Annotated in this window: 21 protein-coding genes; 5 read left to right on the top strand and 16 right to left on the bottom strand. The window is 70.9% G+C overall.

From position 1 onward, the window contains the following. Window positions 1-4 precede the first annotated feature (4 nt). Both ACY5KJ_RS00665 and ACY5KJ_RS00660 read right to left on the bottom strand, forming a co-directional pair. Window positions 5-439 (bottom strand): SRPBCC family protein, encoded by a 435-nt coding sequence (locus ACY5KJ_RS00665; protein ID WP_462186436.1) that lies wholly within the window; start codon window positions 437-439, stop codon window positions 5-7. A gap of 140 nt (window positions 440-579) precedes the next feature. Beyond that, entirely contained in the window at window positions 580-1,347 is a 768-nt protein-coding gene (locus ACY5KJ_RS00660; RefSeq protein WP_462202465.1) for a metallophosphoesterase family protein, read from the bottom strand. 317 nt (window positions 1,348-1,664) lie between these two features. Between ACY5KJ_RS00660 and ACY5KJ_RS00655 the strand changes: the two genes are divergently transcribed. Then, window positions 1,665-3,464, top strand: a complete 1,800-nt coding sequence (locus tag ACY5KJ_RS00655) for an AMP-dependent synthetase/ligase (RefSeq protein WP_462186419.1) — start codon at window positions 1,665-1,667, stop codon at window positions 3,462-3,464. On the opposite strand, the gene ACY5KJ_RS00650 is transcribed toward ACY5KJ_RS00655, so the two are convergent. The 3 genes from ACY5KJ_RS00650 to ACY5KJ_RS00640 all read right to left on the bottom strand — a co-directional run bounded on the left by ACY5KJ_RS00650 (window position 3,424) and on the right by ACY5KJ_RS00640 (window position 6,349). Then, window positions 3,424-4,593 carry a glycosyltransferase family 4 protein gene (locus ACY5KJ_RS00650; protein WP_462186420.1) on the bottom strand — a complete coding sequence of 390 codons (1,170 nt, stop codon included), beginning with the start codon at window positions 4,591-4,593 and terminating at the stop codon, window positions 3,424-3,426. The two genes, ACY5KJ_RS00655 and ACY5KJ_RS00650, sit on opposite strands and share 41 nt — an antisense overlap. Window positions 4,594-4,672: 79 nt before the next feature. Further along, complete coding sequence (locus tag ACY5KJ_RS00645; RefSeq protein ID WP_462186437.1) at window positions 4,673-4,888, bottom strand: hypothetical protein; 216 nt, start codon at window positions 4,886-4,888, stop codon at window positions 4,673-4,675. Between the two features lie 150 nt (window positions 4,889-5,038). Continuing rightward, window positions 5,039-6,349 carry an NYN domain-containing protein gene (locus ACY5KJ_RS00640; protein WP_462202463.1) on the bottom strand — a complete coding sequence of 437 codons (1,311 nt, stop codon included), beginning with the start codon at window positions 6,347-6,349 and terminating at the stop codon, window positions 5,039-5,041. 841 nt (window positions 6,350-7,190) lie between these two features. On the opposite strand from ACY5KJ_RS00640, the gene ACY5KJ_RS00635 reads away from it, so the two are divergent. Continuing rightward, on the top strand, window positions 7,191-7,808 hold the full coding sequence (locus tag ACY5KJ_RS00635) for a DUF4352 domain-containing protein (protein ID WP_462186422.1): 618 nt from the start codon (window positions 7,191-7,193) through the stop codon (window positions 7,806-7,808). A 95-nt stretch (window positions 7,809-7,903) separates the two neighbouring features. Here ACY5KJ_RS00635 and ACY5KJ_RS00630 read toward each other — a convergent pair whose 3' ends face one another. Continuing rightward, window positions 7,904-8,299, bottom strand: coding sequence for an HIT family protein (locus ACY5KJ_RS00630; RefSeq protein ID WP_462202462.1), 396 nt, complete (start codon window positions 8,297-8,299; stop codon window positions 7,904-7,906). Window positions 8,300-8,496: 197 nt separating this feature from the next. Then, window positions 8,497-8,907, bottom strand: coding sequence for a VOC family protein (locus ACY5KJ_RS00625; RefSeq protein ID WP_462186438.1), 411 nt, complete (start codon window positions 8,905-8,907; stop codon window positions 8,497-8,499). 300 nt (window positions 8,908-9,207) lie between these two features. Between ACY5KJ_RS00625 and ACY5KJ_RS00620 the strand changes: the two genes are divergently transcribed. Further along, window positions 9,208-10,980, top strand: coding sequence for a DEDD exonuclease domain-containing protein (locus tag ACY5KJ_RS00620; RefSeq protein ID WP_462202461.1), 1,773 nt, complete (start codon window positions 9,208-9,210; stop codon window positions 10,978-10,980). 78 nt (window positions 10,981-11,058) lie between these two features. On the opposite strand, the gene qcrB is transcribed toward ACY5KJ_RS00620, so the two are convergent. The 8 genes from qcrB to ACY5KJ_RS00580 form a co-directional block, all read right to left on the bottom strand. Continuing rightward, window positions 11,059-12,642 carry a cytochrome bc1 complex cytochrome b subunit gene (gene qcrB / locus ACY5KJ_RS00615; RefSeq protein ID WP_462186425.1) on the bottom strand — a complete coding sequence of 528 codons (1,584 nt, stop codon included), beginning with the start codon at window positions 12,640-12,642 and terminating at the stop codon, window positions 11,059-11,061. Then, window positions 12,639-13,826: a cytochrome bc1 complex Rieske iron-sulfur subunit gene (gene qcrA / locus ACY5KJ_RS00610; protein ID WP_462186426.1), complete on the bottom strand. Its 1,188-nt coding sequence runs from the start codon at window positions 13,824-13,826 to the stop codon at window positions 12,639-12,641. The genes qcrB and qcrA overlap by 4 nt, the downstream gene beginning before the upstream one ends. A gap of 136 nt (window positions 13,827-13,962) precedes the next feature. Then, entirely contained in the window at window positions 13,963-14,910 is a 948-nt protein-coding gene (gene qcrC, locus ACY5KJ_RS00605; protein ID WP_462186439.1) for a cytochrome bc1 complex diheme cytochrome c subunit, read from the bottom strand. Between the two features lie 5 nt (window positions 14,911-14,915). Next, a complete protein-coding gene (gene ctaE / locus ACY5KJ_RS00600) occupies window positions 14,916-15,554 on the bottom strand; it encodes an aa3-type cytochrome oxidase subunit III (RefSeq protein ID WP_462186428.1) in 639 nt (212 codons plus the stop codon). 322 nt (window positions 15,555-15,876) lie between these two features. Then, window positions 15,877-16,332: an SseB family protein gene (locus tag ACY5KJ_RS00595; protein WP_462186429.1), complete on the bottom strand. Its 456-nt coding sequence runs from the start codon at window positions 16,330-16,332 to the stop codon at window positions 15,877-15,879. A 247-nt stretch (window positions 16,333-16,579) separates the two neighbouring features. Next, on the bottom strand, window positions 16,580-17,176 hold the full coding sequence (locus ACY5KJ_RS00590; RefSeq protein ID WP_462186430.1) for a DUF3501 family protein: 597 nt from the start codon (window positions 17,174-17,176) through the stop codon (window positions 16,580-16,582). Window positions 17,177-17,340: 164 nt separating this feature from the next. After that, a complete protein-coding gene (locus ACY5KJ_RS00585; RefSeq protein ID WP_462186431.1) occupies window positions 17,341-17,781 on the bottom strand; it encodes a rubrerythrin family protein in 441 nt (146 codons plus the stop codon). A 27-nt stretch (window positions 17,782-17,808) separates the two neighbouring features. Then, window positions 17,809-18,246 carry a Fur family transcriptional regulator gene (locus ACY5KJ_RS00580; RefSeq protein WP_462186432.1) on the bottom strand — a complete coding sequence of 146 codons (438 nt, stop codon included), beginning with the start codon at window positions 18,244-18,246 and terminating at the stop codon, window positions 17,809-17,811. A gap of 394 nt (window positions 18,247-18,640) precedes the next feature. Here ACY5KJ_RS00580 and ACY5KJ_RS00575 point away from each other — a divergent pair, with 394 nt between their 5' ends. Further along, window positions 18,641-19,069, top strand: coding sequence for a response regulator transcription factor (locus tag ACY5KJ_RS00575; RefSeq protein WP_462186440.1), 429 nt, complete (start codon window positions 18,641-18,643; stop codon window positions 19,067-19,069). 19 nt (window positions 19,070-19,088) lie between these two features. Then, window positions 19,089-20,255 (top strand): anthranilate phosphoribosyltransferase, encoded by a 1,167-nt coding sequence (gene trpD, locus ACY5KJ_RS00570; RefSeq protein ID WP_462186433.1) that lies wholly within the window; start codon window positions 19,089-19,091, stop codon window positions 20,253-20,255. Window positions 20,256-20,294: 39 nt separating this feature from the next. On the opposite strand, the gene ctaF is transcribed toward trpD, so the two are convergent. Then, window positions 20,295-20,696 carry an aa3-type cytochrome oxidase subunit IV gene (gene ctaF / locus ACY5KJ_RS00565; RefSeq protein WP_462186434.1) on the bottom strand — a complete coding sequence of 134 codons (402 nt, stop codon included), beginning with the start codon at window positions 20,694-20,696 and terminating at the stop codon, window positions 20,295-20,297. Window positions 20,697-20,809 lie beyond the last annotated feature (113 nt).

Here is a 20,809-nt window from a genome sequence, read left to right as displayed (position 1 = left end):
GCGCTCAGCTCTCGACGTACTTCTTGAGGTCCTTGAGAGCGGCATCCACGATGCCGCTCTGCACCTTCCGCCGGAGCAGACCAGGAATCTTGATCTTTGTCTCAGCGGTGAGGTCGTAGGTCACCTCGGTGCTACCGTCACCCAGGTCGCGCAGGGTGTAGCTGCCGTCCTGCGACGACATCGCCTGGCCATCGACCATGCTCCAGACGACCTGATCGTCGCCCTTCCAGGTGTACTCGTTGACAAACTCGTCCTTGATGACGACGGCGTTGATCCGGAACCGGGCGCGCCGGGGACGGCCGTCCGGGCCCATGTCGAGGATCTCGGCCTCCTCGATCTGGCCGATCCAGGTCGGATACGCGGAGATGTCGACGATCGCCCCCATCACCGCGGCGGGCTGGGCGTTGATGACGATCGTCGATCGGGCGTGGTCCGCCATGGCAGACAGCACCTCCACATTCTTCGAGCGCGGCTGAAGAGCACGGCGTCGCCGGCCCACCGGCAACCCGGATCTCTCCGGGGCCCGGGAACAATCCCCGACCGATCGCCTGAGGCTACCGGAACACCGAGCGCGCCCGGCTACCACTCGAGAACGAAGGGCGTCCCCCGAGCCTGGAAATGTCCGACGTTCACGCAGCGTGTGCCGTCGATCTCCAGGCTGGCCGTCAACGGCTGGTGCACATGCCCGAAGAGCACGTAGCGCGGCCGGGTCGCGTGAATGGCCTCGAGGATCGCCACACTGCCGCGCTCGAAGCGGCGTGCCTCGATGTCGTAGACCAGCTCGGGGATATGCGGGGGGATGTGGCAGCACAGGACGTCGACCTCGCCCACCGCGGCGACCTTGGCGGCGAAGGCGTCGTCGTCAATCTCGTAGGGGGTGCGCATCGGGGTCTGCAGCCCCCCGCCGACGAAGCCGAACCGCAACCCGCCGATCGTGGTGGTCTGCCCGTCCAGCAGGGTGACGCCGTCGCGCAGGTACTCAGGATACAGGTGCGGCAGATCGACGTTGCCGAAGGTCAGGTAGGTCGGGGTCGGGAACGCCGCGAACAGCACCTCGTACTGACGGCGGATGGCCGCCTCCACGATCTGCGTGCGGTCCCCGCCCAGGCTCGCCCACAGCGTCCGGGACCATGCCCGGGCCTCGTCGAACCGCTGGGCGTTACGCAGCTCGATCATGCGACCCACGGCCTCGGCGCCGAACAGGTCGCCCATGATGCCCCGGCCGTGGTCGTGGTAGTCGATGAAGAGAATGAGATCACCCAGACACACGAATGCGTCGGCCTCCTCGCCCGCCGCCGCCAGCGCATCCGCCCGCCCGTGCACGTCGCTGACCACGTGGACCCGCATGGCTGGAAGCTTAGGCGCCGACAGGGGCCCGTCGCCCCTACTCGAACGGCCCATCCGGCCGATGAGGGATGCCGCGCGGATCCTGGGCGTACCCGGGACATGTCCCCGGCGGTCGCGCTCACCGGCAACGATCATCGGTCGGACGCCGTCGAAGGGAACCCTTTACACCCCGCAAGGTCGCAAACCGCCCGCCCGGAGGCTAACGTCTGATGCCCTGGCCTGGTCTTCCGTTCTTCCGTTGTTCCGTGCTTCCGTTGTTCCGTGGCGTCGTCCCCCCGGCGTGCACAAGCCATCTGGTAGGACTGGTAGGAGTAGCAGTGCGCAAGTACACCTCCCCGCCCCTGATCACCATCGCCGACGATACGACCCTGACGGACGCCGTGTTCCGCAACGCGGCGGCGCATCCGGACAGTACGCTTATCCAGCACAAGATCGACGGCAAGTTCGTCGGCATGACCGTCCGCGAGTTCCGCGATCACGTCGTGGCCACCGCCCGGGGCTTCATCGCCCGCGGGGTGCGGCCCGGGGACCGCGTCGGTCTGGCGAGCCGGACCCGGTTCGAGTGGACGATTGTCGACTACGCGACGTGGCTGGCCGGCGCCGTCTGCGTGCCGATCTACGAGACCTCCAGCCCGGGCCAGATCGAGTGGATCCTGCGGGACGCCGGCGTCGAGGTTCTCGTGGTCGAAAACGACGAGCTCGCCGAGCGGGTCGCGCAGGTACGCGACGGCGTCCCCGCGCTGCGGGAGGTCCTCGTCATCGAGCACGGGGCGCTGGCCGGTCTCGCCGTGGACGGCGTCGGCATCGCGCCGGAGCAGCTGACGGCGGCCCGGGCGTCCGTCAACGCCGACAGCCTCGCGACGATCATCTACACCTCGGGGACCACCGGCCAACCGAAGGGCTGCGAGATCACCCATCGCGCCCTGCTGTTCACCGCCGAGGCGGCCATCGCCACGCTGCCCGAGCTGTTCGCGCCCGGTGCGTCCACACTGCTGTTCCTCCCGCTGGCGCACGTGTTCGCCCGCATGCTCCAGGTGGGCGTGGTCCAGGGGGCGTTCACCCTCGCCTACACCCCGGACTCGCGGACCCTGCTGCCCGATCTCGCCAAGGTGCGCCCGACCTTCCTGCTCTCCGTGCCCCGGGTGTTCGAGAAGGTGCACGCCGGGGCGCGCCACAAGGCGCACGCCGAGGGCAGGGGCTGGATCTTCGATGCCGCCGAGAACACCGCGGTCGCCTACAGCCGGGCTCTCGACGGCGGCGGCCCCGGCCTGCTCCTGCGGCTGCGGCACCGGTTGTTCGCCGCGCTGGTCTACAGCAAGCTCCAGGCGGCGCTCGGCGGGCGGGCCCGCTACGCGGTCAGCGGCGGGGCGCCGCTGGGTGAACGCCTCGGCCACTTCTTCCGCGGGATCGGGTTCACGGTGCTCGAGGGCTACGGTCTGACCGAGACCAGCGCGCCGGCCGCGGCGAACCGGCCGGGCAACGTCCGGATGGGCACCGTCGGCCAGCCCTTTCCCGGCGTGACGATCGCCATCGCCGATGACGGGGAGGTCCTCATCCGCGGTCCCCTGCTGTTCCGCGGCTACCGCAACAACGAGCTCGCGACGAAGGAGGCGCTCGACGCCGAGGGCTTCCTGCACACCGGCGACCTCGGCGACCTCGACGCCGACGGCTTCCTGCGGATCACCGGCCGCAAGAAGGAGCTGCTGGTCACCGCCGGTGGGAAGAACATCGCGCCGGCGCCGCTGGAGCACATCGTCCAGTCCCATCCCCTGGTCAGCCAGGCGATGCTGATCGGGGACCGGCGGCCCTTCATCGCCGCCCTCGTCACGCTCGATCCCGAGGCGTTCGACCGGTGGCGGTCCTCGGCGGGCAAGCCGGCCGGCGCGACGGTTGCCGACCTGGTCGACGACGCCGGCCTGCGCACCGAGATCCAGCATGCGATCGACGCCGCGAACGCGACGGTGTCGCACGCCGAGAGCATCAAGAAGTTCGCGATCTTGCCGCAGGACTTCACGGTGGAGACCGGCGAGCTCACCCCGAGCCTGAAGGTGCGCCGCTCGCTGGTGCTCGACCGGTTCAGCCAGGCGGTGGAGGACATCTACGCCACCCCGCGCTAACCCCGTCCGGGCCGGCAAGCAGCGTGCGCAGGTCCTGCGCGAGGACGTCCCACCGCCAGCGCAGCTCGACCCACGCCCGCCCCGCGGCACCCATCGACGCCGCCCGGTCGGGGTCGGCAAGCAGATCACCGACGGTCGTCGCGACCTGCGCCAGATCGGTACCGTCGATCACGATGCCGGTGCGCTGGTGCAGGACGGCGTCGGGGGAACCCCCACTGCGGCCGGCCACCACCGGCAGGCCGGTCGCCGACGCCTCGAGGAAGACGATGCCGAGCCCCTCGACCTCCAGGCCGGCGAGGCTGGAGCGGCAGGGCATCGCGAACACGTCGCCCGCCGCGTAGTGCGCCGGCAGTTCCTCCCACGGCACCGAACCGGTCATGATCACATTCTCGGCGACGTCGTTCTCCCGGGCGAGCCGTTCGAGATCACCCCGCCGGGGACCGCCGCCGACGATCAGCAGCGCGGCGTCCGGCACGCGGCGCCGTACCATGGGCAGCGCCCGGATCAGCATGTCCTGGCCCTTGCGGGCGACCAGCCGGCTCACGCACACCACCACCCGGCGGCCCGTCAGCCCATGGCGTCGGCGCATCTCCTCGCGCCCGTGACCGGGACGGAACAGCGAGGGGTCGACTCCGCTGGGCAGCCGGGCAAAGGTGGGATGGCCGCCGAAGGCGGGCCGGACCCGGGCCCGGGTGTAGTTGGTCAGATAGGTGATGGCGTCGGCCGCGGTGCCGATGCTGCGCAACACCTGACGCGCCCCCGGCAGCGCCGCCCAGCCGACCTCGTGACCATGGGTGCTCGCGACCATCCTGCGCACGGCCGTGTCGCGGCGCAGCCGGGCTCCGAGCAGCCCGAGCGGTGCCGCGGCGCCGAACCACACCGTGTCGCATCCCTCCGCCCGGGCGATCTCTCTGGCTCGGCGCAGGACGTCCGGTGTCGGCAGCATCAGCGACATGGTGTGCCGCACGACCGGGAAGTTCTGTTCGGCGTCGAAGGCCGCGGCGTTCTTCCAGGCCGGGGCGTAGACGACGATCTCGCCCCCGGGCAGCCGCGAGGCGAAGTTGTGCACGTAGGCCTGGATCCCGCCGGGACGAGGCGGGAAATCGTTCGTGACGGCCAGCACGCGCATCCGTCCATATTCTCCCACGGTCCCACCGCGTTTTCCCACGGCCCCACCGGCGCCCGCGCCGGCCCCCCGGCCGGGCGGGCTAGCCGGCGCGGCGACGCCGCGGCGCCTGGTCCAGCAGTGCCGTCCGCACGTCGGCGAGCGGGGGCAGCAGACCGGCGTCGGCGAGCAACCGCAATGCCTCGAGCTCCTCGGCGTCCCAGCCGACGGGCGGGCCCGGCGCCGGGAGCAGGACGGTCATCATGCAGCCGGCGCACCTGACACCACGGGCGGTGCAGGAGTCACAGTCGATCAGCATCGTGCGCACCTTCCGGATCCGAACCGGTGGAGGTCGGCGACGACAGACAATCCGAGCACCGATCTCCCGACTTCACCGACGGTAGGTCCAGGGTCCGACAATTCTCGGCGGACAAGTCCCGCCCGACGAAAGTCCCGCCCGACGGATCCCCTACCGGTCGAGGCGGGCCAGCAGAGCGGCCGAGGGTACCGCCCGGGCTCCGGCGGCGGCGCAGTTCTCCGCGACCTCCCGGTCGGAGGTGATGACGAAGACCGGGCGGCCTTCCGGTTCCATCCGCACCAGCCGGACGATCTCCTCGTCGGCGAGCTGCCCGGGCCGGCTGAACAGCACGCGCACCCCCCGAGGCATGGCGACACCCACCGGCCGGGCCACGACGGCGGTGGCATCGAAGACGACCGTGACCTCGCTGTCGGGATTGCGGCCCGCGAGCGCACCGAGTCCGGACAGCAGCCGCTCACGCTGGGCCTGCAGGGTGAGGCGGCCGTAGCCCCGCTTGGTCACGTTGTACCCGTCGATGATCAGATGGACCCCGGGGACGGCCAACACCTCGTCGATCAGGGAGGGGTCGTCGTCCGGCCGCCCGCGGGCCCCAGCGAACGCCTGCGGGCCGTTACTCGGGCCGGCTCCGCCGCGAGCGATGAGATCCGCGGGCCTCGCGACCATCGTCGGGAGGTCGAGTTCGCGTCGCAGGCCGTGCGCCGAGACGATCAGGGTGTCAAGGAGAACGCGCAACCGGGCGTCATCGACGCTGCGGGACTCGCGGCTGTCCCGGCGGGTGGAGGCGAGCGCGCTCTCCAGCTCCGCCACCCGGCCGCGCAGCCGCCGGGTCTCCGCCTCGGCATCCCGGCTGACGGCCAAGGCTGCGTCCCGGGCTGCCTCGGCCGCGGTCAGGGCCTCTCGCGTGGCGTCCTCGGCCCGCCGGATCCCGGCGGTGGACGAGCGCAGCCGCCGGCGAGCCTCGTCCGCCTCCGCCCGGGCCGCCCGCAACTGCTCGCGCAGTTCCTCCTGCTCGGCCGCGGCGATGCGCTTGCTCGTCTCGAGCTGTTCGGTGAGCCGCAGTATCGTCCGCTCGGCCTCGTCGACCTGGCTGCGGACCGCCGCCTCCGACGTGGACGCCGCAGCGACCTGGACCAGCTCCTGCCAGCCGGAGACCCGCAGCAGGTACGCGACCGCGGCGATCTTCTCGGGAGGCGCCGCGGGCGGCGGTCCGTCCGGCGAGCTGACGGCTTCGACAAGCTCGGGATGATGACGGCGGATCCACTCGGCGACCTGGCCGCGGAACACGTCACCGTCCACCGCCGCGGCCAGCGGGACAGCTCCCTGGCGGACGCGGCGGGAGGGCTTGAAGCGGCGCACCGCGACCAGCGACGGCGGGACCTCCGGCTCGGGAAGATCCGCCAGCGTCTGCTCGGCGAACTCGACGACATGCGCCCGCACCGGCGCCGGAAGCGGCTCACTCATGCGGCGAATCCGAGGGTGGCGACGAAATGTTCATCAACACGCGCACGACGGACAAACCGGGCGGGCCGTATCTCCAACGGCTCGTCCAACCGGCCAGACAGCAAGGCACGCGGGACTCCGGAGCCGACGGGGAGAACGATGACAGTATAGCTTATCGGGAGAGCTCAGGGCACTCACGGCCGCTACCGGCCGGATCGGTACGTCGGCGGCCTACGGCGAGGCGGGCATTGCCTCAGGTGAAAGTCGGCTTATGTAGCCTCGCGAGGCGCGCCCCTTATGCTCGTTTTCTTCCGAACGCGGCCCTGGCTGCGCCTGAGAGGATCATCGTGACCGACCAGAACCCGCCTCACCAGCCCCCCAGCGGTGACGGGAGCCAGGAGGCGTGGAGGCAGCCGAATGACCCCTGGCACCAGCCCGCGGACGCTGGCAGCACCCCCGCCTCCGGTTCGCCCTCTACTCCCCCGCCGGCTCCGGTCCCACCGTGGGGAGCGCCCCAGCCCGGCCAGCCGAACCAGCCCGACTCGGAGGAGACACGCCTCGCCTGGCCGGGCACCGTCCCGCAACCGGGCGGGCAGCAGTGGGGCGGGCAGCCCAGCGGCCCACAGCACCCCGGCGCTGCGCCAGGGTGGGGACAGCCCGGCGTCGGGCAGGGCTGGGGACAACCGGGCGGCTGGCAGCAGCCGGACCATCCCCCGGCCGCGGCTGCCGGGCCCTACCAGGGTGGGAGTGCCCCATACCCGGAGACGGTCGGCTACCAGGGCGGTCCCGACGCCTACCAGAACCCCCCTGCTGCTACCCGCCGCCTCCGCCCCGGCAGCGGACCAGTCCGCTGTTCATCATCGTGCCCCTCGCCGTGGTCGCCGCCATCGTGCTCGGTGTCGTGATCGCCCTCGCGGTGGGCGGCGGTGACGACACCGAGATCGCCTCCCCACCGGCCCCGACGGTGACCGTGCCCGACCTCCCGAATACCACCGCGACCGCGGCCGCCCCGACCGCGACCCCGCCAAACGGAGTGCCGAGCTGCGTTCCGGTGACGCCACAGCACGCGCCGGCGGCCGGCACCGCGACGATCGGCGGCTCCGGCACCGCCGTCGGCCGGGCCACCTCCTCGGTCAGCGACTTCGAAGCCAGGGTCACCCTCAACAGCGTCTGCTCCACCACCGGCAAGGTGACCCAGTACGGCGACGCGCCCGCCCAGGGGGCCTACTACGTCATTAACGTGACGGTCGAGGTGAGCCGCGGGTCGACGTCCGCCTCACCGTCCGATTTCTACATCCAGACCTCCGACGGCACCCGGTACGACGGCAGCTACGAGAACGTCGCGCCGCGGCTGTCGGTGTCGACTCTCAAGGCCGGGCAGCGGGTCCGGGGCAACATCGTCATCGATGCGCCACCCGGGCACGCCATCCTGAACTGGGAACCGCTGTTCGCCGTCGATCCACCGAAGTTCCAGCTCTGACCGCCGCGTAACCCTACGATCCGCCGGAACAGCCAGAACAGCCAGAACAGCCAGAACAGCCAGAACAGCCAGATCCGCGCCGGCCGGTACCCGGCTCAGCCGAGGGCGGCACGGATCCGCTCGGCCACGGCATCGAGCTCGGCCGAGTCGGGGTTGTGGTCGGCGAGCCTGAAGTCGATCTGCGTCTCGTCCTCGATCGGCAGGAGATGCACGTGGACGTGCGGGACCTCGAGCCCGGCGACGAGCGCGGCCACCCGCCGAGGTCGGAAGGCCGCGTCGATGGCGCGGCCCACCGTCGCCGCGGCGCTCCACAACGCGACCTGGAGATCATCGGGTAGATCGATCCAATGGTCAATCTCGGTGCGGGGAACGACCAGGGTGTGTCCCGGCCGGATCGGCGCGATCGTCAGGAACGCCACCACGTGCTCGTCGGAGTAGACGATGCGACCGGGAAGCTCGCCGTTGATGATCCGGGTGAAGACGCTCGACATGGCTACGACCCTATCGACCGGGTCGTCCGGCGCGTGACGACAGCACCCGATGGCCGATGGCCGTTCACCCGGCCGTCGAGCCGTCACGTTTTCCGCTGAACGCGACGGTGGTGTGGAGCACGCTTCTCCGAAACCGTGCTCCACCCTCGCCGACCCGCCGGGAACCCAACCCCGTGGGAGCCCGGCCCGCCGGGGTGTCAGACAAAGGGGCACGCGAATCCCGCCGGCCCGACCGTCATCACCCGGAACTCGTTACCCTCCGGATCCTTGAGAACGTATCCGCTCTCCCCGTCGTCGTCGTACCGGGACACCCGGCGGGCACCGAGGGTCGACAACCAGCCGATCACACGCTCCGCGTCGACGGCGTAGAGATCCAGATGAAGCCGGTTACGGCCGGCATCGCGCTTCGCCCCGGGCCTGAGGAGGAGCTTGGGTCCCGCGCCGGCCGGGTGACGCAGGATCACCCCGTCGTCACGCCAGCTCACCTCGTATCCCAATGCGGCGGACCAGAAGCGCACCATCACGTCAACGTTCGAACAGTCGACCGCGACCCGCGCCACTCGAATGCCGTTCGTCTCGAACCATGCCACCTGGGCATGGTTCCGCATTCGACGCACGCAGGCCTGCCGAGTTGGCCGCACGTTTGAGCACACGCCCCGACAGAAGCACCGGACTGCCCCGACGGGACCATAAACGGGACAACCGCGGCGAATTCTATGGCCAATACCGTCCCGTGGCACACCCAGCACCCTACGGATCAGGTATCGTTAACCATTTTCCACCGGCCCGTGACCCGGAACCTCCGTGACCCGGAACCTCCGTGACGACGTGCGGCGAGGCGGACCTGCTTTCGCCTCCGGGCCCGGCGGACAATCCGGGGCGTGAAACTGTCGGGGGTGGGGCCTACCGTGACGCCGTGCGCCCAGATCCCACCCCGGACCGTCCCCGGCCGCCCCGGCAGGGCAGGGCAGGGCAGGCTGGACGATCTCGGTCGCCCGTTGGCGGACGTGACCTTCGTCGTGTTCGACCTGGAGACGACGGGCACCTCCCCGGGAACCGACGAGATCACCGAGATCGGCGCGGTCCGGGTCCGCGGCGGCCGAATCCTCGCCGAGATGGCCACTCTGGTCCGGCCGGGCGTCGGCATCCCTCCGATGGTCTCGGTGCTCACCGGCATCACCGACGTGATGGTGGCGACGGCGCCGCCGGTCGCGCAGGTGGTGCCCACCTTCCTGGAGTTCGCCCGCGGTGCCGTTCTTGTCGCCCACAATGCCCCGTTCGACCTCGGCTTCCTGCGCGCCGCCGTCGAGCTCTGCGGCTATCCGGTGCCCGACTGGGAGTATCTGGACACGTTGCGTATCGCCCGGCGGGTGGTCACGAGAGACGAGAGTCCCGACTCCCGGCTCACGTCGCTGGCCTCACTGTTCCGCAGCCCGGTCGAACCCCGCCACCGGGCGCTGGCGGACGCCCGGGCCACCGTCGACGTGCTGCACGGGCTGTTCGAACGGCTCGGCAACGCGGGCGTGACCACCCTGGAGGACCTGCACGACTACAGCTCCCGGGTGTCGCCGGCCCAGCGACGCAAACGGCACCTGGCCGACGGCCTGCCGACGGGCCCGGGTGTCTACATCTTCCGGGACGCCGACGAACGGGCCCTGTATGTCGGCACCTCGCGTTCGGTGCGTTCCCGGGTCCGTACCTACTTCACCGCCAGCGAGCCCCGGACCCGGATGGCGGAGATGGTGGCGCTGGCTGAGCGGGTCGACGCGATCGGCTGCGCGCACGCCCTGGAGGCCGAGGTCCGGGAACTGCGGCTAATCGCCGAGTACAAGCCGCCGTACAACCGCCGATCCCGCTTCCCGGAGCGATCCGTGTACCTCAAGCTCACCGACGGGCCGTTCCCGCGGCTTTCACGGGTACGCGCCGCCCGTGACGACGCGACCTATCTCGGGCCGTTCGGCAGTGTCCGCGCCGCCGACGCCGCCGCCGAGGCGCTGCTGGCCGCGGTGCCGCTGCGCCAGTGCTCCGGGCGCCTGTCCCCGCGCGTGCGCCGGCCCGCCTGTACCCTCGCCGACCTCGGCAGATGCGGAGCGCCGTGCGACGGCCGGGAGGACATGGCGAGCTACGGCCGGCACGTCGCCCCCGCCCGGGCCGCCATCACCGGCGATCCGGGCCGAGTCATCGCCGCCTCGACGCGGCGCATCGACCGGCTGGCCGCCGAGCAGCGATACGAGGAGGCCGCCGTCCAGCGGGACCGGATGATCGCGTTCGTCCGCGCGGCCGCACGTGCCCAGCGGCTGTCGGCTCTCACCGGAGTCGCCGAGCTCGTCGCCGCGGCCCCGACCGCCGAGGCCGGCTGGGAGCTGGCCGCGGTGCGTCACGGCCGGCTGGTGTCAGCGGCGAGCGTGCCGCCCGGTGTCGATCCGCGGCCCTGGGTCGACGCCGTGGTCGCCAGCGCCGAGACGGTGCGGCCACGGCCCGGCCCGGCCCCGTGCGCCTCCGTCGAGGAGACCGAGCGCATCGCCCGTTGGCTCAGTGGGCCGGGGGTACGGCTCGTGCGGTTGGAGGGCGAGTGGAGCTGGCCGGCCGCGGGCGCCATCCGCGCCGCGGCCGGATTCGGTGCGGCCCCCGGCCGGCCGGTACGTGCGTATGACGGTGACGAGTGGTTCCCGTCGGCCTGACGTGACGTCAGGCCATGACGTCAGGACGCCACGTACTGACGCCAGCTGCTCCGTCAGGTACTCCGTCAGGCCGGACGGCTACTGCCGGCCGCCGCCGGGTGGCTGCTTCTCCTCGACGAAGAACCCGGTCACGGCCTTGCCGGCGCGGCGCGCAAGCCCCTTGCCGTGACCGTCGCCGTGCCCGTTGGCCGCCGGCAGCTCGAACCGGTCCGTCGGGACGAGCGGATGGTCGGGGATGGGAGTTGGCTTCGGGCGGTGGTCCTCCACGAACTCCCCGCTGGGAAGCTGGCGGATGATCCCGGTCTCGATGCCGTGATGCTCGATCTCGGCGTCCTTCTGGTTGAGCGCGATGCAGATCTTCTTCGTCACCGCGTAGGCGATCGGTGGCACGACGATGAGCCCGATGCGGCCGGCCCAGGTCATCGCGTTCAGCGAGATGCTGAAGGTCTTGGCGATGATGTCGTTACCGCCGGAGATCATCAGCACCAGGTAGAAGCTGATCGCCATCGCGCCGATCGCGGTCCTGGTCGGCGCCTCCCGGGGCCGCTGCAGGAGGTTGTGCGGCTTCGTGTCCCCAGCGAACCTGGCTTCCAGCGCGGGATAGAGCGCCGCCAGCGTGAACATAATGCCCGGCAGGACGGCAGTCGGCCAGAACACCGCGGGGAGGGTGTGTCCCCAGCCGCGCCATTCCCACGGCGGCATGAGCCGGGTCGAGCCGTCGAGGAAGCCGATGTACCAGTCCGGCTGGGAGGCCGCGCTGACCTTCGCCGGGTCGTACGGGCCGAACATCCAGATCGGGTTGATCTGGGCGAGACCACCGAGCAGCGCGAGCATCGCGAAGACCAGCATGAAGAACCCGCCGGACTTCACCGCGAACACCGGGAAGACCCGGTGGCCGATGACGTTGTCCTCGGTCTTGCCCGGCCCGGGGAAGTCCGTGTGCTTCTGGTGCCACAGGATGCCCAGGTGCGCGCCGATGAGCGCGAGCAGGACGCCCGGCACCAGCAGGATGTGCGTCACATAGAGCCGGGGCAGGAAGTTGACGCCCGGGAACTCCCCGTTGAAGACGAGGAACGACGTCCACGTCCCGATAATCGGGATGGACTGGGCGATCGAGGCCGCGATCCGCAGACCGGTGCCGGAGAGCAGGTCGTCCGGGAGCGAGTAGCCGGCGAAGCCCTCGAGCATCGACAGGGCGACCAGACCGATGCCGATCAGCCAGTTGGTCTCGCGAGGCTTGCGGAACGCGCCGGTGAAGAACACCCGGAACATGTGCACGACCATCGACGCGACGAAGACCAGCGCGGCCCAGTGGTGGATCTGGCGGAACACCAGACCGGCCCGGGTGTCGAAGCTGATGTCCAGCGTCGAGGCGTAGGCCCGGCTCATCTCCACGCCCTTGAGCGGGACGTAGGAACCGTTGTAGATGACCTCGGTGTTCGACGGGTCGAAGAACAGGGTCAGGTAGATGCCCGTCAGCAGCAGCACGATGAAGCTGTAGAGGGCGATCTCCCCGATCATGAAAGACCAGTGGTCGGGGAAGACCTTGTTCAGGTTGCGCCGCAGAAAGGCCTGGTTGCCGAACCGTTCGTCGAGCTCACGGTTGGCCTTCCGGATCGGGCCCGGCCGCTTGACGAACTCGGGGGCGGAGGCGGTGGTCATGAGCGCTCCCAGAAGGCGGCACCGACGGGCTCGTGGTAGTCACCGTCACGGGCGTAGAGGAACCCGGCATTGTCCGCGGCGATGGCAAGCTGCGGCAGGGACCGGCTGGCCGGCCCGAAGATCGCCCGGCAGCCGTCCCGCACGTCGAAGACGGACTGGTGGCAGGGGCAGAGCAGATGATGGGTCTGCTGTTCGTACAGGCTGACCGGGCAGCCGGCGTGCGTGCAGATCTTGGAGTAGGCAACGTGGCCGTCGACGCCCCAGTCCTCCCGGCCCTTGCGGGGGCGGTCGACCCCCGGTGGCAGCCGGATGAGGATCGTCGTGCTGTCGGCCTTGGTCTGGATATCGGTCTTCGGCTGGTACGCGACGGTGCCGTCGGCCTCGGTCACCGGAACGGCCGGGAATACGGTCTCGATGCCGCCGATGGCGACGTCGCCGAGCTTGACGTAACGGCCGTCCTCCGTGACGAGGCGGGCACCCTTCACCCAGCTCGTGTGGTCGAGCTTCTTGCCCGGCTTGGCGTTCGTCAGGTTCAGCAGCGGCACCACGATCAGCCCGCCGAGCACGGTGCCAGCCCCGAGCAGGGTGCGGCGCAGCAACGGGTAGCGCGCGAGGCCGGTGTCGGCGAACCCGGCCGCGATCTCCTCCTCGGTGACGGCGATCTCCTCCTTCGAGGAGGCGAACGCGTGGCGCTCCTGCACGGCCTGCTCGTGCGGCATCAGCCGCTTGGCCCACAGGATCAGGCCGATGCCGAGCCCACCAACGGCGAGGCCCAGCGCGGCCCCGAGGGAGGGGGTGTAGTACGCCTTGTGCTTGTCACCGACGAAATTGGTGACGACGAACCCGACGGTGCCGATCACCGAGATCAAGAACCAGCCGGCGATCAGCCGCTCCGCCCGCCGCTCGGCCCGGCGGTCCACGTCCTGCGCGCGCGGCGGACGGACGGTCACCCCGCCGGCGGCCCGTTCCCCGTAGGTCGGCTGGATAACCCCCGCCCGCGGGCGAACGGCCGTGGTCCCGGGCTCACGGGTCGAGTCGGTCTGGTGGGGCGGCGTGCCCAGGGCCTCCGGGCCGTCCGGCGTCCCGGCCGGGACGTCCGGGCCGCCGGCAGACACCCCGGATCCCCCGGCGGGCTGGCCGGAGGTGTCCACCGGGTGCTTCGCCCTTCTGAAGATGCTGCTCATCGAGTCCTGCTCAGATTCATCGGCCGGTTCGCCCTGGTAGCCCGGGTAGTGCATACGCCGGTCCCTCGGGACGGACGGCTGGTCCGCACCGGAATCCGCCGGCCCCGGCGTTCCTGGGCCCGTCTGGTCACTCCACTCATACCTTCTGCCTCGCTCCGATCCACAGGCACACGCCCAGCAGGGCACCGACGCCCACCAGCCAGGCCAGCAGCCCCTCGGGCACCGGACCGTAGTTACCGAGGCTGTGCCCACCGGCGCTCGGCGTTTCCTTCATGTGCCTGATGTAGGCCGCGATCGCGATCGCGGCCTCCTCGTTGAGCTGGCGCGGGCCGAACACCGGCATCGACTCCGGCCCGGTCCGCATGGCCTCGACGACCTGCACCGGGGTGGACTCATTCAGCGAGGGGGCGAACTTGCCGTAGGTCAGCGGCGCACCCTGACCGACGGCCTGGTGGCACTGCGCGCAGTTGGCCCGGTACAACTCGCCGCCGTGCGACAGATCGGCGTCGTTGAGCGCCGCGTCCGTGACCTTCGGTATCTCCTCGCCGCCGCCAAGGCTCTGGATGTACGCGGCGAGCTGGTCGATCTGGGTCGCCGAGTAGATCGGGGGCTTGCGGTCGGCCTGCGCGGCGGGGGCGGCCAGCGGCATCCGGCCGGTCGACACCTGGAAGTCCACCGCGGCGGCGCCGACGCCGATGAGGCTGGGCCCGGTGTTCGTGCCCTGCGCTCCCAGCCCGTGGCAGGTCGAGCAGCCCTGCAGGTACAGCGCCCGGCCCTGCCGGACCGCCTCGTTGGCGTCCGGGGTCTGCGCGGCGTTGCCGCCCGGCGCGAGCACCGTCCACAGCACCCCCGTGGCCAGCAGGCCGAGGACCATGACCAGCGCGGAGGACCTCCGGCGACGACGCGCGGGCGAACGGCGCCCGCCCGAGAACCGCTTCGTGGCGGCGACCGGCACCGAGGATCGCGACGCCGCAGTGCCCGGCGCGGGGGTGCCCGGCGCGGGGGTGCCCGGCGCCGGAGTACCCGACGGTGGGATGCCCGACGGCGTGCCCGAGGATGACGAGGTGCCCGAGGATGCAGTCATGTCGCTCACTGGAGGAGGTAGATGGTCGCGAAGAGGGCGATCCAGACAACGTCGACGAAGTGCCAGTAGTACGACACGACGATCGCCGAGGTCGCCTTCTCCGGCGTGAAGCGCCCGTACATCGATCGGCCCAGCACCATCAAGAAGGCGACGAGACCGCCGATCACATGGAGCCCGTGGAAACCGGTGGTCAGGTAGTACACCGATCCGTAGGCGTGCGACGCCATCGTGAACTTGTTCTCGCTGAAGTACTCGTTCACCTGGCCGCCGACGAACACCAGACCCATGATCAGCGAGATCAGGTACCAGCGCCGTAGCCCGTACACGTCACCACGCTCGGCGGCGAACACGCCGAGCTGGCAGGTGACGCTGGACAGAACGAGGATCACGGTGAAGAACAACGCGTACCCGACGTGCAGCTCCACGGGTCCGTGTTCGGATCCGGCAGGGTCGCCGGTAGCCGGCGGCCAGTTGCCGCTGTTGACCGAACGGATCGTGAAGTACATCGCGAACAGGGACGCGAAGAACATCAGCTCCGATGACAGCCACACGACCGTGCCAACCGAGACCATCGAGGGACGGTTGGCCGTCGGGTGCGGTGGAGGAGCCTTCTCGAGGACGGGGGCTGAGGCCACGTCGGTCATTCTGGCACGGGACGGCCCACGCGCCACCGTAGGTTCGACGTTCGGTAGGACTACGACCCGTCGATGACCGCCCCGGATCATCGTGGCGGCTGCCTCGCGTGCCCGGCAAAGCCCTGCCGCAACTGGAAAAACGCAGGTCACAGCGATGTCAGTCGGCCTACGAACGATGCGGAGCGACAAGGCTGACCCGGCCGATGTTGCGTGCCTCACCCGCGACGCACCGGCCCGCCAGCGCCGTTCGGCGGGCACGGTCGAGCCAACACGGACACCCCCGACCGCGACGTGGCCCCCGACCGCGACGTGACGTGACGCCGGGCGGGCCTCAGCCGGACATCGCGGCGAGCGCCCGCAGGCCGTCCGCCGGCAGGGCGATGCCGCCCTCCGAGCCGGGATCGACCGCGAGCAGGAGATCATCGGACGGCCAGATCCGGCCCAGTGCTGCCACCTGGACCGTGCGGTAACGCGCCACCTCCGGCAGCGCCTCGGCCAGGCGTTGCTCAGAGGTGAACGTCGGGACGAACTGGGTGCCGTCCTGCCGGTCGGCCACCGGCAGCTGCAGGACGCTGTCGTCCTCCTCCGACAGATCGGTGATGTCGTTACCGAGGTCGGGCAGCAGGACCTCGGCGACGGCGAGATCGCCGAGCGCCGCTCGCTCGTCCTTACCTTCGGCGAGGCGGTGCAGCGCGGCCCGCGCGGCCGTGCCCTGCGCGGAGGGGACGCCGGCCGGGACAGCGGCGCCGGGGCGGGTGCGGTCGGGACGTAGCTGGTCATCGGTCACGGGTGGCTCCCTGACGTGGATGAACGTGCTGACGTTGACGGGTGGGCGGACGTGCCGACACGGACGCGTGCCCTAGGTGTTCCGCCTACCCATCCCGCCGCGCGCGAACCGACTGCCCGCGGACGTGTCCGACCTCACCCGCGACCGGGGACCCGCGACCGGCCGTGACCGTGACCGTGACCGGCTGCGACCGGCTGCGACCGGCTGCGACCGGCCGTGACAGGTCGGCGCCGGCCGAGTGGGCCGGTCAGGACCGCAACGCGAGATCCGCGATGAGGGCACGCCGGGTGGCTCCGGTCAACGGCGTCGCCTCGCTGTACTCCGGGTGTTCCACGACGAGCTCGACCAGCACTTCGGGGTCGCGGAAAGCATCCCGGAGCGAATCGGTCAGCGCGAAGCGCACCATGTGCACGGAGACGGTCTCAGTGGTCACATCGGGATCCTCGTCAAGGCCGGGGATCTCCTCGCCCGCCACCCGGGTCCCGCCGATCTCCAGGGCGAAACTGTGCTGCAGCCCGGCAAGCCGCCCCAACTCCTCGCGGACAGTCTCCAGAACCGAGAGCTCGATGAACACCGTCGCCGTGAGGACGTGGCTGGAGGGCAGCAGGCGGGAGTACGCATCGATCTCGTGGGCGACGTCGGCGGAGGCGGTCAGCCGCTCGGTGTAGACCATCTCCTGCACCTGGTAGCGCAGCGTCTGCTCGTTGTCGAACTCGAGGACGACGATGTCCCCGACCCGTACCCGGCGTTCGGCGCGCACCAGGATCATCTGACTGCGCAGCCGCGGCCGGCGCTCCGCGTACGCCTGGTGGTCGGTGGTGATGTCGGCGATGGTCAGCGCCATCGTGCGATCTCCTGTCCGGAAATGCTGGGATCCGTGAACGGGCGAGCGGTCCAGGAACGGCCGAGGGCCCACGGCGCGGGAGCGACGATACGGGCCGGGGTGGCGACGGGGACTACTGGCATCGCCCCGCCACCCCGGCCCGGTCGATCGAGAAACCCCGACGATCAGGCGTCGGCCGTCTCCTCGGCCGACAGCGCGTCGAGGGCCTTCTTGAACCGACCGGCGTGGGTCTTCTCCGCCCGGGCGAGGGTCGAGAACCAGTCCGCGATCTCCTCGAAGCCCTCCTCGCGGGCGGTCTTGGCGAAGCCGGGGTACATGGCAGTGAACTCGTAGGTCTCGCCGGCAACGGCGCTGACCAGGTTCTTCATGGTCGTGCCAAGGGGCTCGCCCGTCGCCGGGTCGCCGACCTCCGCGAGGAAATCCAGGTGCCCGAAGGCGTGCCCGGTCTCGCCCTCCGCGGTGTCGCGGAACAGCGAAGATGCGTCGGTCAGCCCCTCGATGTCGGCCCGGCGGGCGAAGTAGAGGTAACGCCGGTTCGCCTGGCTCTCGCCGGCAAACGCCTCCTTGAGGTTCTCGTGGGTCTTGGTGCCGTCAAGCTTCGGCATGAAGTGCTCCTTGTGGATGGGTGTTCACTATTGACCGGTCCTGTCCGCGCCGCGGGCCGGGCCGGAGCCGTTCGCCTGACAATCCGGGCACAGCCCCCGGAACTGCAGGTCGTACCCGGTGATGGCGAATCCCGAGCGGCACGCGATCTCCGCCATCATCCCGTCGGGGACGGGGTGATCAATGTCGACCGCCCGACGGCATCCGCCACAGACCACGTGGTCGTGACGACTCGTGTTGGCGTCGTACCGGGCCGCCGGGCCGCCGCCCAGGCGCAGCTCGATCGCTCGACCGGCGGACACCAGCAACGCCAGTGTGCGGTATACGGTCGCGCTGCCGATCCCCGGGGACACGGTCCGCACCCGTTCGTAGACCTCGGCCGCGGTCGGATGGTCGCGGGCCGCCGCCAGCACCGCCAGCACGGCCATCCGCTGCGAAGTGAGACGAAGATCGGTCTGGTTGTTCATAGGATCACGCCCGTCGTACGGCGGTGGAACGCCCCGGGCCGCCGGCGGCGGCGATCGAGGCGTCACGCGGTCCGGCCGGCATCAGGGTCCACCGATTGAGAACGAGTTTCAGTATCACTCCTGCGACGATCCGAAGGCAACCAGGGGTCTGTGATCCCGGCCCCACCCGGCCCGGCGAGGACCCGGCGGGCGACGCGACACGGGTCACGTCCGACGGTCCGCGGGAGGTAGCCTGCACGGGACAACTCTCACATGGCAGCGTCCACTTCCGAGGTGCCCGGATGTCCGGGGTACCTGGGAGCCCGAGGTGCCTGGAGGGCGGTCCGCAGTTCACCGCTGGCCGGCTCACCGCCGGTCGGCGATGGTCACCTCTCGCGAAAGGCCCGCGGACGACATGATCACCATCCTCGTCTACGCCGACCGAGCGGATGTGCGCGAACACGTCCGGAACGCGATCGGCCGTCTCCCCGCCGCTGGCCTCGGTCCGATTGAGTTCGTCGAGGCCGCCGACGCCCCCGAGGCGATCGGCGTGGTCGATCATCACGAGGCGGATCTGTGCATCTTCGACGCGGAGGCCACCCCCAGCGGCGGCATGGGGCTCTGCCGGCAGCTGAAGAACGAGGTCATCAACTGTCCGCCGACCATCCTGCTGGTCGCCCGCCCGGACGATCGCTGGCTCGCCACCTGGTCCCAGGCGGATGCGGTGGTCACCCATCCGATCGACCCGGGTCTGCTCACCGAGGCGGTCGTGACACTGCTGCGGGCGCGTGCCGGCGGCGCCGTGGCCCGTCAGCCGCTCACCGGCGCCCAGCTCGCCCACTGAGATCCAGGGCTTCCGAGATATGACCACCGTTAGCGCATCCCACTCCTACACCGGCCGCTCCCCCGTCGGCGCTCCCCCCGCCGGGGCTCTCCCGACCGTCGAGACGAGCTGGCCGGAGCTGATCGGGGCGTTGCTGGCGGGCGAGTCCCTGGACTCCGCGTGCACCGCCTGGGCGATGCACCAGATCATGGCGGGGGCCGCCTCGCCCGCGCAGGTGGCCGGGTTCGCGGTAGCGCTGCGGTCCAAAGGGGAGACGCCGGAGGAGATCGCCGGCCTGGTAGGGGCCATGCTGGCCAGTGCCACGCCCCTGAGCCTGTCCGAGCAGGTACGGGCCCGCGCCGTGGACACCTGCGGGACCGGCGGCGACCGTTCCCACACCGTGAACCTGTCGACGATGGCCGCGCTGGTCGTCGCCGGCGCGGGTGTGCCGGTGGTCAAGCACGGCAACCGGGCCGCGTCGTCATCCTGCGGCTCGGCGGACCTGCTCGCGGAGCTCGGTGTCGTGGTCGACCTGCCGCCAGCCGGCGTCGAGGCGTGCCTGGCTACGGCAGGCATCGCCTTCTGCTTCGCCCAGGTCTTCCACCCGGCGATGCGGCACGTCGGCGGGGTCCGGCGCGAGATCGGCGTGCCCACCGCGTTCAACATCCTCGGGCCGCTGAGCAACCCGGCCCGCCCCGGCGCGCAGGCGATCGGCGTCGCCGACGCGCGGCTCGCTCCCGTCGTCGCCGGGGTGCTGGCCGACCGGGGCACCCGGGCGCTGGTGTTCCGCGGCGACGACGGGCTCGACGAGCTCACCCCGGTGACGACGTCCGCCGTGTGGGTCGTCGCGGCCGGCGCCGGACAGCCGCGCCGCGAGCGGTTCGACCCCCGCGACGTCGGCATCCACGTCGCGGACCGCGCCGCGCTGCGCGGCGCGGACGCCCGTTACAACGCCGCCGTCACCCGGTCGGTGCTCGCCGATGAGCCCGGACCCGTCCGCGACGCGGTCCTGCTCGCCGCCGCCACCGCCCTGGTCGCCGCGGCCGGCCCCTCCGACGCCCCCGTCACCGAGCAGATCGGCGCCGCCCTGCCCCGGGCGGCCGAGGCGGTGGACTCCGGCGCCGCCCGGGCCGTCCTGGATCGCTGGGTGACCGCGAGCCAGGCCGCCGCCGCAGCGGTCGACACGGCGGTGGCCACGGCTCCCTGAGCGGGCCTTGGGAAGGGGGACCCCCCGACCCGGGCGGGATCAGTCCTCGGGCACCGGCGGGTGCCAGAAGTTCTCGAAGACCAGGCAGGTCACGAACACCACGACCAGAAGCGCACCGAGAACAATCAGCCAGACGCCGAAGACGAGGCCCATGGCCGCCGTCACCGAGCTGGCCCCGATGAAGAACGGGTAGTAGCTGCCCGGGGTGAAGTGCCCGAGCTCCCCCGCCCCGTCGGCGATCTCCGCATCCGGCAGGTCCTGCGGGCGCATGCCGATCCGCCGGCCAGTGAAGACCAGGTAGCCGCCGACGAGCAGGCCGAGCCCCGTGGTGAGGGTCAGCGCGGCCGTGCCGGTCGGGTCCTTCGACCAGAACCAGTACACCAGCGCGGCGGCCCCGGCGAACACCCCGAAGAAGTTGAAGATGATGCCTTCCACCTTCATGCCATGGCCGCCTTAACTGATCTCGGGAGTCGCGTGGTAGTCGACCCGGCCAATCGTGGCCGGATAGTGCAGGTCGAAGGCCGGGCGTTCGGAGCGGATGCGCGGCAGCGCCC

Source organism: Frankia sp. CcWB3 (genome assembly GCF_977927595.1).
The sequence above is the reverse complement of the archived record's forward strand: the minus strand, read 5'-3'. Positions and strand labels throughout refer to the sequence as shown.

Coding starts and splice junctions, on each gene's coding strand:
- ACY5KJ_RS00640 (WP_462202463.1), bottom strand. CDS start 6,349: ATGAGTGAGCCGCTTCCGGCGCCGGTGCGGGCGCATGTCGTCGAGTTC.
- ctaF (WP_462186434.1), bottom strand. CDS start 20,696: ATGAAGGTGGAAGGCATCATCTTCAACTTCTTCGGGGTGTTCGCCGGG.
- ACY5KJ_RS00625 (WP_462186438.1), bottom strand. CDS start 8,907: ATGCGGAACCATGCCCAGGTGGCATGGTTCGAGACGAACGGCATTCGA.
- ACY5KJ_RS00660 (WP_462202465.1), bottom strand. CDS start 1,347: ATGCGGGTCCACGTGGTCAGCGACGTGCACGGGCGGGCGGATGCGCTG.
- ACY5KJ_RS00580 (WP_462186432.1), bottom strand. CDS start 18,246: ATGAACAACCAGACCGATCTTCGTCTCACTTCGCAGCGGATGGCCGTG.
- qcrC (WP_462186439.1), bottom strand. CDS start 14,910: ATGACTGCATCCTCGGGCACCTCGTCATCCTCGGGCACGCCGTCGGGC.
- ACY5KJ_RS00665 (WP_462186436.1), bottom strand. CDS start 439: ATGGCGGACCACGCCCGATCGACGATCGTCATCAACGCCCAGCCCGCC.
- trpD (WP_462186433.1), top strand. CDS start 19,089: ATGACCACCGTTAGCGCATCCCACTCCTACACCGGCCGCTCCCCCGTC.
- ACY5KJ_RS00630 (WP_462202462.1), bottom strand. CDS start 8,299: ATGTCGAGCGTCTTCACCCGGATCATCAACGGCGAGCTTCCCGGTCGC.
- qcrA (WP_462186426.1), bottom strand. CDS start 13,826: ATGAGCAGCATCTTCAGAAGGGCGAAGCACCCGGTGGACACCTCCGGC.
- ctaE (WP_462186428.1), bottom strand. CDS start 15,554: ATGACCGACGTGGCCTCAGCCCCCGTCCTCGAGAAGGCTCCTCCACCG.
- ACY5KJ_RS00645 (WP_462186437.1), bottom strand. CDS start 4,888: ATGCTGATCGACTGTGACTCCTGCACCGCCCGTGGTGTCAGGTGCGCC.
- ACY5KJ_RS00590 (WP_462186430.1), bottom strand. CDS start 17,176: ATGGCGCTGACCATCGCCGACATCACCACCGACCACCAGGCGTACGCG.
- qcrB (WP_462186425.1), bottom strand. CDS start 12,642: ATGACCACCGCCTCCGCCCCCGAGTTCGTCAAGCGGCCGGGCCCGATC.
- ACY5KJ_RS00585 (WP_462186431.1), bottom strand. CDS start 17,781: ATGCCGAAGCTTGACGGCACCAAGACCCACGAGAACCTCAAGGAGGCG.
- ACY5KJ_RS00650 (WP_462186420.1), bottom strand. CDS start 4,593: ATGCGCGTGCTGGCCGTCACGAACGATTTCCCGCCTCGTCCCGGCGGG.
- ACY5KJ_RS00575 (WP_462186440.1), top strand. CDS start 18,641: ATGATCACCATCCTCGTCTACGCCGACCGAGCGGATGTGCGCGAACAC.